Annotated in this window: 10 protein-coding genes; 1 reads left to right on the top strand and 9 read right to left on the bottom strand. The window is 58.9% G+C overall.

Annotation, left to right across the window (positions count from 1 at the left end):
• The 5 genes from AGR2A_RS29700 to AGR2A_RS21865 form a co-directional block, all read right to left on the bottom strand.
• On the bottom strand, positions 1 to 2,050 hold a 2,050-nt coding region (locus AGR2A_RS29700; RefSeq protein WP_080823338.1), incomplete at its 3' end, for a DDE-type integrase/transposase/recombinase.
• Positions 2,047 to 2,220 carry a hypothetical protein gene (locus AGR2A_RS29695; protein WP_167378236.1) on the bottom strand — a complete coding sequence of 58 codons (174 nt, stop codon included), beginning with the start codon at positions 2,218 to 2,220 and terminating at the stop codon, positions 2,047 to 2,049. The genes AGR2A_RS29695 and AGR2A_RS29700, both read right to left, overlap by 4 nt.
• Positions 2,217 to 2,684, bottom strand: coding sequence for a hypothetical protein (locus AGR2A_RS21875; RefSeq protein WP_035243580.1), 468 nt, complete (start codon positions 2,682 to 2,684; stop codon positions 2,217 to 2,219). Before AGR2A_RS21875 ends, AGR2A_RS29695 begins: the two co-directional genes overlap by 4 nt.
• Positions 2,681 to 3,532: a ParB/RepB/Spo0J family partition protein gene (locus AGR2A_RS21870; RefSeq protein ID WP_167378235.1), complete on the bottom strand. Its 852-nt coding sequence runs from the start codon at positions 3,530 to 3,532 to the stop codon at positions 2,681 to 2,683. The genes AGR2A_RS21875 and AGR2A_RS21870 overlap by 4 nt, the downstream gene beginning before the upstream one ends.
• Positions 3,533 to 3,579: 47 nt before the next feature.
• Positions 3,580 to 3,882 (bottom strand): helix-turn-helix domain-containing protein, encoded by a 303-nt coding sequence (locus AGR2A_RS21865; RefSeq protein ID WP_003500889.1) that lies wholly within the window; start codon positions 3,880 to 3,882, stop codon positions 3,580 to 3,582.
• A 189-nt stretch (positions 3,883 to 4,071) separates the two neighbouring features.
• Here AGR2A_RS21865 and AGR2A_RS30165 point away from each other — a divergent pair, with 189 nt between their 5' ends.
• The gene (locus AGR2A_RS30165; RefSeq protein ID WP_286079592.1) at positions 4,072 to 4,788 is read left to right on the top strand and encodes a LexA family transcriptional regulator; all 717 of its coding nucleotides are present in this window, start codon (positions 4,072 to 4,074) and stop codon (positions 4,786 to 4,788) included.
• A gap of 384 nt (positions 4,789 to 5,172) precedes the next feature.
• On the opposite strand, the gene AGR2A_RS21855 is transcribed toward AGR2A_RS30165, so the two are convergent.
• The 4 genes from AGR2A_RS21855 to AGR2A_RS21840 are packed head-to-tail and all read right to left on the bottom strand — an operon-like array spanning position 5,173 to position 8,681.
• Positions 5,173 to 5,931: an ABC transporter ATP-binding protein gene (locus tag AGR2A_RS21855; protein WP_006698450.1), complete on the bottom strand. Its 759-nt coding sequence runs from the start codon at positions 5,929 to 5,931 to the stop codon at positions 5,173 to 5,175.
• Positions 5,931 to 6,767, bottom strand: coding sequence for an ABC transporter ATP-binding protein (locus AGR2A_RS21850; protein ID WP_060942273.1), 837 nt, complete (start codon positions 6,765 to 6,767; stop codon positions 5,931 to 5,933). The genes AGR2A_RS21855 and AGR2A_RS21850 overlap by 1 nt, the downstream gene beginning before the upstream one ends.
• Before the next feature lie 4 nt (positions 6,768 to 6,771).
• Entirely contained in the window at positions 6,772 to 7,659 is an 888-nt protein-coding gene (locus tag AGR2A_RS21845) for an ABC transporter permease (protein WP_034497032.1), read from the bottom strand.
• Positions 7,659 to 8,681, bottom strand: a complete 1,023-nt coding sequence (locus AGR2A_RS21840) for an ABC transporter permease (protein ID WP_004445514.1) — start codon at positions 8,679 to 8,681, stop codon at positions 7,659 to 7,661. The genes AGR2A_RS21845 and AGR2A_RS21840 overlap by 1 nt, the downstream gene beginning before the upstream one ends.
• Between the last annotated feature and the right edge of the window lie 232 nt (positions 8,682 to 8,913).

Raw genomic sequence — 8,913 nt, 5'->3', positions numbered from 1 at the left:
GGATGACTGTGGAATTGCCCTTCATCTCGGCCTCGCGAACGATGGCCGCGTGGAGTTCCGCCGCCTTTTCATTGAGCGTGGCAGGCTGCGGCATCTTCGGCGCGGTCATGGCCTCCAGTGCTGCGGCAATGGCGGGCGTGCTGTGCTGCTGTTCGCGCTTGGGCAACCGGATGACGTTCGCCTTACCGGCTTCGCGCTCTGCCTTCTCTTTCTTGGCAAGGCGGATGGTGCGCTCGATACCGGACGGACCTTTCTTGAGTTCGCGGATATCGGCCTTGATCTCGCGTTCCTTCGCGCGGATCAGCTCGGCGGCAATCTGTTTCTGCGCCTTGACGAAAGCCTGCGGATTGACTTCAGAGAGTTCCGGGCAGATGGCGACATCGAGATACCGGCCGGTTTCGCCGTCAAAGACGTACATCTTGCCCATGTCGAGCGGATCGAGGCGGCAGAACACATCGGTACCGACCATGATGGAACCGGCGAGATAGAAGAAGCCGTCATTCTGAATGCCGCGCTTCTGCATGGTGCGATGGCCATTCTTGCCAGCAACCGGCATCAGCAGGGCATCCAGCGCACGCTCGTCAACGCGGTTGATCTTCGCGAGAGACGCGGCTGCAACCTCGTTGGGTGTGCGGTCTTTCAGGCCACCGTGTTCTCGCTCGTGATAGACATATTCTAGCCAGTCATCGATATGGTGCTGAAGCTGCTCGGCGGTGAGTGCCACTTCGAACAGGTCTTTTTCGTCAGCGCCGAGACGCTCCGCAAACGATTTGCGACCTTCGATCGCTTTCCGATCGGAGACAGAATGGCCAATATAGCCCGGCAACTGCGGGCATACCTCATGCTGGAACGTCTTGATGACGCGCTCGACATGGCCTTTCTGCTCGGGCGAATAGGCGTCGGAAACATCCGGCTCGATACCGAGATCGGCGAACAGACGCTTGATCGAAACTGCAACGAAATCGCTGCCGTTGTCGGTCTTGATGACCTTGGCCACGCCCCATTTGAGAATGGCTTTACGCATCATCAGGCCAACGGCAGAAGCACGCGGCGTTTTGGAAAGAGTGATGACCAGCCTGCGCGTGGCGATGTCGATGCAGGCATACAAGGAATGGCGACCGTCTATGCACAGCGCATCGACCGGAGAGGCATCGATCATCCAGAGCGCGTTCGGGTCGGTAATGTGGCGGAAGGTGCCGGTACCGGAAAGCTTCATATGCGATCGGAACTTGTCCGGGTCGGTGATCTTGGTCAGGACTACCTTTTCCGAAGACTTTAACTGCGCAATGAAATGCTGGAAGGTGCGCTCTGGCGGCAATGGCTTCAGTTCGCCGTTGCGGTCGATCAGCTCCGGGCCAAAATGATCCTTGCAATAGCCTCGGATTACGTCGGCCGACAGCGCCGGGTTCTTGGCGATCCATGCCAGCACAAAGGCGCGGACCTCGCCGGCATTTGCAGTGTCGAGCAAGCCCTTGCCCTTGCGCGCCTCTGAGCGATCGACGGCAAGCTTGTCCTTCGCACCCTTCTGCTTGGCGGAGCGCCACCGGAAAACCGAGCGCTGCGAAATCTGCGGCAGGATGTCCTTCACCCAAGCGTCCGCTTGGATCATGTTCATGTTCCACCGGTCGCAGAAGATGAACATGGAGGCCTGAACTGAGATTGGAAGGCCCTTTGAGAAGGTCTCAAAGGCGGCGACAACCGCCAAGCGGGCATCGCGTTCGCGCCGAGCGCGCTCGGTCAACGACGCCGAGGCAGCGGGTTCAGGCTCGGGTTGCTGGTCTACCGGCTCGCTGCCGACAACCATGTAGCGCTGCACATAGGTGACCTGGGCGAGCGTTGGGAACAGGCGATAGTGATACTCAAGACCACCGCCGACACCGTTTCGGGCGCGGCACAGCGCGGGATTTGTTGACCAGTTCGCCGTATCGGCAAATTTGTTGACGCCGCGTTTGGTTGCCGGAAGGCCGGGGAGCGCTTCGTCTGCGATCTCCTGTGCGGTCATCCACTCCTTCAGTTGGCGCTTCTCGAAGGCAAAAGGAACCGTGTTCAACGCATTGCCCTCACGATCAGGACAAGCGTCGTAGCGACCTGCGAGAAATAGATCATTCCGAGGATGAAACAGACGATGGCCCAAAGGGCTGAGACGTCTTTCACGATCTGACTTTTCGCGACATGGCAGATGAACTGCAGGAATGGCGCGATGCTGCTGACTATATTCATCGGCGTGCTCTCTTCCTTGCGGCGGCGCGAGTTGCTCTCAGCGCCTCCATTTCCTTGATGTGTTCCTCTAGGAGCTGGTCCTCGATCATCTCAGCGTATTCGTCCTCGATGACGGTCAGGCCGAACTCGCCCGGCACGAAACCGAGCAGCTCCTTGGCTTTGGTGGCGTGGACAAGCGCGATGAAGGCATCGAGCGGAATGCGGTGTTCGCCACTTCCTTCCGACGCCCATTTGTCGAGTATCGCGCTTGAGATCGTGCGGCCGAGGTACTTGCTCATGGCGCTGGCGATCTCTGATCGCTGCCAGCCGTTATCGCGGGCATCGCGCAGGGCGCGGGCGATAAGGCGGGATATGCGGTTGTCGAGCGGGCCGCGACCGGTCACGCCTTCCTCGTAGCGGATCGCCACCTGTGGCGGCGTCCACTCGAAAAGGTCTTTCGTGAGAGGGTCGCGGCGTTTGCTCATCGGCGAGCAGACCTCCGGTCGGCAAGCCAACGCATGACGGAAGCTTCGTTCAGGCTAAAGAACGCGTCCTGTTCGTTGGGCTTCAGCCGCGTAAATCGGTCATTGAGCTTTTCCCATGCGGCCAGCGGGTTAGCGCGGGGAACCCGATCGATGATGGCGATGGCGTCGGCGTAATTTGTCGCCTCGCCGGAAATCAGCAGCTCTACGATACGGGCGGCGCGCTCATATGGCTGGCCAGCAATTTCCAGAAGGGTTTGCTGGTTGTCTGCCAAGCCCTCATCCAGCGCGATACGCTCCCGCAGTTCAGCCGGGATGCTGGCAATCTTGAGGGCGTTAAAAACATTGCGGCGGCTGATCTTGAGGAAGCGCTGTGCTGCCTCGCTGAAGGTGCCGGAGAACGCGGCGGCGGTCTCGATCGTCTCGTCGTCGGAGTTTGGTGCAGACTCTGCACTTAATTCCTGCTTTGGCTTCGGGCCGCGCCGGACGGGGTTCGCGGCTCGCCATATCGCGCACCAGTCAGCAACGTCGACACTATGCTCTAGCGCCGTCAACTCGTGGCGATAAAGCGTTTCGGAGATTTCGGTCAGGCGGATTTGGGCGTCGTTCGCGAACTCGTCCGATTGGCGGACGATGGCGGATATGTTGACGCCGAGCGATGCGGCTGCAGCGAGGCGTTTGACACCGAAGACGAGGCGATACCGTCCTTCGGTTCCGGCGACGACCTCGACCGGGACGCGCTGTCCGATTTGCTGGAAGCTTTCGGCCAACGCCTGAATGGCGTCGGGTGAGACTTTTTTCGCGTCGGAGGAGACGTCGATCAGTTGGGGGGACAGAAATTCAATCTGCATATGGCACTCTGGATTGTCAGGAAAGGATGCGCGGCCTGACGGAAACATCAGGCGGCGCTCTGCGCGCCGTCAGGCTTCGACGACTTTTTTGCACTGGCGTTGCAACTCTTGTTGCTGCTAGTCTCCCTTTCGTCATGGCGGCCACGGGTGTAGCTGTCGGGAAACATTTCGCGGAATGGAACGTCCAGCGCGTTAGCAATCGCCTCCGCGCCGGGACGGCTGGCACCGATCATGCCTGCACGGCAGGCGCTGGCATAAAGGCCTGCGTCGCGTGCGATGCCTGTGAGGGTCATTCCTCTGCGTCTGATTTCCGCAAGTATATCGTGGCGGTCCCACTTTTTGGTGGTCATGACATCTCCTTTTGTCGGGTGCCCTTGCCGGGGCAGTCGGCTGCAATGTGTTCAAACTAGAGCCGCGACCAATGTAGCAACTTATAAGTTGGATAACAACACTAAAACGGTTCCCACTTCGTTAATGGGCGTCTTTTAAGTTGGACTACTGAATGTCGTTTGCGATCAATGAGTTGGTGTATGTTTCCAATGACAACAGAAAGTGGGAACGTCGTTCCCGCTGGCGATTTTTATCTTGATGAAGGTGCGAGGGAGCGACTTTCCGAGGTCATCACGCGAATCGGCAGTTTGGTCCGAGCTGGCGAGATTGCGGGCGTGACTGATGAACAGGTTCGACGCTGGCGCGACGGCAAGGCCAAGCCAAATTTCGGAAGCATCGCAGCTCTGACGTACGCTGCCGGCAAATCTCTTGATTGGCTTGCGAAGGGCGAAGAAGCGCAGTTGCCGGTTGTTTCGAGCCACGCACAAGTAACCGCAAACGCTGAGGCCGCAGGTTTCACGCTTGTCCCACGCCTAGACGTGCAAGTCTCCGCAGGCCATGGCCGCGTGGCGATGGGCGAGGACCCTTTAGAATATCTAGCTTTTCAGGCAAATTGGCTTCGTAGTCGTGGTATAAACCCCAGCACTGCCCGTGTCCTAACGGCTCGCGGCGACAGTATGGAGGAGACAATCCGTGACGGAGATATTCTGCTCGTGGATACGTCCATCGACAGGATAAAAGACAACGCCATTTATGTGGTTGTGTATGGCGAAATGGTTCTGGTGAAGCGAGTCCACGGGCGCTTAAACGGTTCCCTGCAGATACTCAGCGACAATCCGCGCTACCCTCCCGAGGAGGTAAGTCCGGGCGAAGTTGATTTGCTCAATATTGCGGGGCGAGTAATGTGGTTCGGCCGCTCGATATAGAGGGCCGGTTACCGGTTGCGTGATTAGGTGCCGAAACCGCCGCCTGCCATTTGTTCTTGCGCCTGAATATTTGGGAAAGGACCTTCAAGGCCCTCTCGATAGCGCTGCAAATGCGAGAAAATATGGACTTTACCCGCATGTTCCCGGAATTTCCCGGTTATTCCCGGATAAACCCTCGACTGCCATATGATGTTGCGGGTTACACTAGTCCGGCATGACAGCGGAGAGGCTCCGTTTGTCAGCAGCCCGAGGCCCGATTACCACCGGTCTTTTCTATCTTCGGCCTGCCTCCCCAAAAAAATGCCCGGCGGGGAGGCCGGGCAAGGAAGGAGGCTGTTATCATCCGTGGCGCCCCGGAGGAGGACGGTCACGTTCTTGGAGTCGTCACGCGCCTTCATATTCCAGCGAGGCACCGATCAGTTCGCGCGCATAAGGATGCGTTGCATCGTTGCCAGCAATGGCCTCGCGCGGCAGGATTTCGGTGATTTCGCCACGCAGCATCACGGCGAAGCGATCGCACATGTGATCGACCACGGCGAGATCATGGGTCACCATGATATAGGTGAAACCGCGCTCTTCTCGCAGCCGCTGCAAGAGGTTGAGGATTTCCGCCTGGACCGAGACATCGAGCGCCGAGGTCGGCTCATCGAGCAGCAGCAGCGACGGTTCCAGGATCAGCGCCCTCGCAATCGCCACGCGCTGCCGTTGGCCGCCGGAGAGTTGGTGCGGGAAACGGTCGAGGAAAGACACCGGCAGGCCGACATCAGTGATGACCTTGCGCATGCGCTCCTCGCGGTCGCCGAGCTTGTGGATCGCAAGCGATTCACCAAGCACGGTGCGCACCGACTGGCGGGGATGCAGAGAGCCATAAGGGTCCTGAAACACCATCTGCAGCATGCGGCAGCGCTCGATCAGCGGCACGTCTCGCACCGATCTGCCGTCGATGAGGATATCGCCAGTCCAGAAATCGTTGAGCATTGAGACGCAGCGCAACACGGTGGACTTGCCCGAACCGCTTTCACCGACCAGCCCGAAACATTCGCCAGGCTCGACACGGAACGACACCGAAGGCAGCACTTTCAGTGCAGTATTGCCGCTGCCGAAAGTGATGGAAAGATCGCGGGTTTCGACAGAAACGGCCATTATGCATTCTCCTCCAGCCATTCAGGGCGGCGGTCCAGCACCGCAAGCGGTGCGCGCGCACCGCCGATACGCGGCTGTGCCGCCAGAAGGCCACGCGTATAGGGATGCTGCGCCTGATCGAGATCGCGGGCGGCCAGCGTTTCCACCACGCGGCCTGAATACATGATCAGCACCCGGTCGCAGAAATTGCGCACAAGGTTGAGATCGTGGCTGATCATGATGAGGCCGATGCCGCGATCGCGCACCAGACCGTCGAGAATGTTCAGCACCTGCAACCGCACCGTCACATCAAGCGCCGAAGTTGGTTCGTCAGCGATGACGAGATCGGGATCGGCAAGCAGCATCATGGCGATCATCACGCGCTGACCCATGCCACCGGAGATTTCGTGCGGGTATTGCTCGTAGACACGTGAGGCATCGCGGATCTTCACCGCATCCAGCATCGCCAGCGCCTTTTCCCGTGCCTCGGCTTTTGATGCCCTGAAGTGGCGCAGATAGGTCTCCGTCACCTGATCGCCGACCCGACGGATGGGGTTGAGGGAGAATTTCGGATCCTGAAGGATCATCGACATGCGCCGGCCACGAACCTTCAGCATCTCCTTCTCATCGAGGGAGAGAAGATCGAGCCCGTCGAAAGCCAGCCTGTCAGCGGTGATCGTTGCCGAAGGCAGGAGGCGCAACAGAGCGCGTCCGACTGTGGATTTTCCCGAACCGCTTTCACCGACAATGCCGAGCCGCTCCCGACCGAGCGTGAAGGAGATGCCGCGCACCGCCTCGGTGGGTGAGCCACCATAACGGATACGGAGATTTTCAACATCAAGGATTGGTTTTTCCATGTCCCTATCTCCGGTTCATCTGCTTCGGATCGAGCGCATCCCGCAGCCCGTCACCGAGGAGGTTGAAAGCGAGACTGACAGACAGGATCGCAATGCCGGGAAAGGTCACCAGCCACCAGCTATCCAGCATGTAACGCCGGCCGGTGGCGATCATCGCTCCCCATTCCGGCAGCGGCGGCTGCGCGCCGAGGCCAAGAAAGCCCAGACCTGCGGCGGTCAGAATGACGGTTGCCATGTTCAGCGTCAGTCTGATGAGAACCGAGGGGAGACACATGGGCATGATCGACTTGACGATGATGCGCAGCGGCGACGCGCCCTGAAGCCTTGCAGCGGCAATGTAATCCGCCTTGCGAAAGGTCATGGCTTCAGCGCGGGCAAGACGCGCAATCGGCGGCCATGAGGTGAGCGCAATTGCAATGATCGCATTATTAAGGCTCGGACCCAGTGCTGCGACGAAGGCGAGCGACAGGATGAGGCTAGGGAAAGACAGGAAGATGTCCGTTATGCGCATCATCACCGTATCGAACTTGCCGCCGAGATAACCGGATGCCGTACCGACCAGAAGGCCGACGGGACCGACGATGATCGATACCAGCGTGATGATGGTGAGCGTGATGCGTGCGCCCCAGAGAAGACGGCTATAGATATCGCGCCCCAGCTCATCCGTCCCGAAGACATGGCCGTTGCCCGGGGGCTGCAGCGTGTTGGCGAGATTCTGTGCGTAAGGATCATGCGTCGCGAGCCAGGGCGCAAAAATCGCCGAGATGACGAGCAGCAGCAAGATCAGCAGGCCGAAAGCCGATGTCGGGCTTTTGAGGAGGAAGACGATAATGTTCTTCAGCGCGTTCAGCGGCACCGGAAGACGGAAGGAAGTTTCAGCAGGGGCCGTCATCAGCGGGTCCTCGGATCGAAAAAGCGGTAGAGAATGTCGGACAGGAGATTGAGCCCGATAAAGATGACGCCGACGATCAGTACACAGGTCATCACGGCATTCATGTCGCCGATGATAAGATTGCTGGTGAGATATTGCCCGAAACCCGGCCAGGCGAAGACGGTCTCAATGAGGACCGCTCCTTCCAGCAGCGAACCGTAAGCCAGCGCGATGATGGTGACCAGCTGCACGCGAATATTGCCAAAAGCATGCAGCCACACCGTCTGCCGTTGCGACAGGCCTTTGACACGCGCGGTCGTCACATATTCCTGCCCCAGCTGATCCAGCATGAAGCTGCGCGTCATGCGGGTGATATAGGCAGAGGAGGAATAGCCCAGCAGGGCAGCTGGCAGGATGAGGTGGTTGATGGCCGACCGGAAGACCTCCATGTCACCCGCAAGCAGGCTGTCGATCAGCAGAAAGCCCGTCCGCTCCTCCACCAGACCGATATAGAACTGGTCCATGCGGCCACCGCCGCCAACGAGGCCGAGATGGGCGTAAAAAACGATCAGCGCGATCATGCCGGTCCAGAAGATCGGCATGGAATGGCCAAACAGGCTGAGAACGCGCACAAGATGATCCTGCCAGCGGTCTTTCTTCACGGCGGCGTAAACGCCCATGGGGATGCCGAGACCGGCACCGATCAGGATGGCGAAGGTCGCAAGCTCGATCGTCGCCGGCATCACGCTTATGATGTCCTCGATGACGGGGCGGCCCGTGCGGATCGACGTTCCGAAATTGCCGGTGAAGACATCTCCGAGATAATAGACGAACTGCTGCCACAGCGGGCGGTCAAAGCCGAGCGCGTGATAGACCTGTTCATAGGTTTCGCGGGTCGCATCCTCACCGACAATGGCCCGCACTGGGTCGGCGGGCATCAGGCGGCCAATGAAAAAGGTCAGCAGCAGCAATCCAAGCAGCGTGACCGCAATACTTCCGATCTGGCCGGACAAGCCATAAAGCGAAAGGCGTCTTTTTGACATGATTCCTCCCTTGCCAGTCATCGAACGTGCAAGGAGCACATCCTGTCTGACAACTACGGTAAAGTTGTCACAGGTGTTGCGGGCTGTCAAGCATCCGACGCCAAAATCGATATCAGCAAGCGCGGTGGTATATAGGGACAGCGTTGCCCAGGCGGCGGTTGCGGCGTTCTTCTTTCCCTAAAGAAGCCCACATTGCCACAACCGCAAAACGCTGTATTCTCCCTGCCCACAG

Origin of the sequence: Agrobacterium genomosp. 2 str. CFBP 5494 (assembly GCF_900013495.1) — a bacterium.
GTDB classification, from domain to species: domain Bacteria; phylum Pseudomonadota; class Alphaproteobacteria; order Rhizobiales; family Rhizobiaceae; genus Agrobacterium; species Agrobacterium pusense.
The sequence above is the reverse complement of the archived record's forward strand: the minus strand, read 5'-3'. Positions and strand labels throughout refer to the sequence as shown.

Coding starts and splice junctions, on each gene's coding strand:
- AGR2A_RS21845 (WP_034497032.1), bottom strand. CDS start 7,659: ATGACGGCCCCTGCTGAAACTTCCTTCCGTCTTCCGGTGCCGCTGAAC.
- AGR2A_RS21875 (WP_035243580.1), bottom strand. CDS start 2,684: ATGAGCAAACGCCGCGACCCTCTCACGAAAGACCTTTTCGAGTGGACG.
- AGR2A_RS21840 (WP_004445514.1), bottom strand. CDS start 8,681: ATGTCAAAAAGACGCCTTTCGCTTTATGGCTTGTCCGGCCAGATCGGA.
- AGR2A_RS29695 (WP_167378236.1), bottom strand. CDS start 2,220: ATGAATATAGTCAGCAGCATCGCGCCATTCCTGCAGTTCATCTGCCAT.
- AGR2A_RS21865 (WP_003500889.1), bottom strand. CDS start 3,882: ATGACCACCAAAAAGTGGGACCGCCACGATATACTTGCGGAAATCAGA.
- AGR2A_RS21870 (WP_167378235.1), bottom strand. CDS start 3,532: ATGCAGATTGAATTTCTGTCCCCCCAACTGATCGACGTCTCCTCCGAC.
- AGR2A_RS21850 (WP_060942273.1), bottom strand. CDS start 6,767: ATGGAAAAACCAATCCTTGATGTTGAAAATCTCCGTATCCGTTATGGT.
- AGR2A_RS30165 (WP_286079592.1), top strand. CDS start 4,072: ATGACAACAGAAAGTGGGAACGTCGTTCCCGCTGGCGATTTTTATCTT.
- AGR2A_RS21855 (WP_006698450.1), bottom strand. CDS start 5,931: ATGGCCGTTTCTGTCGAAACCCGCGATCTTTCCATCACTTTCGGCAGC.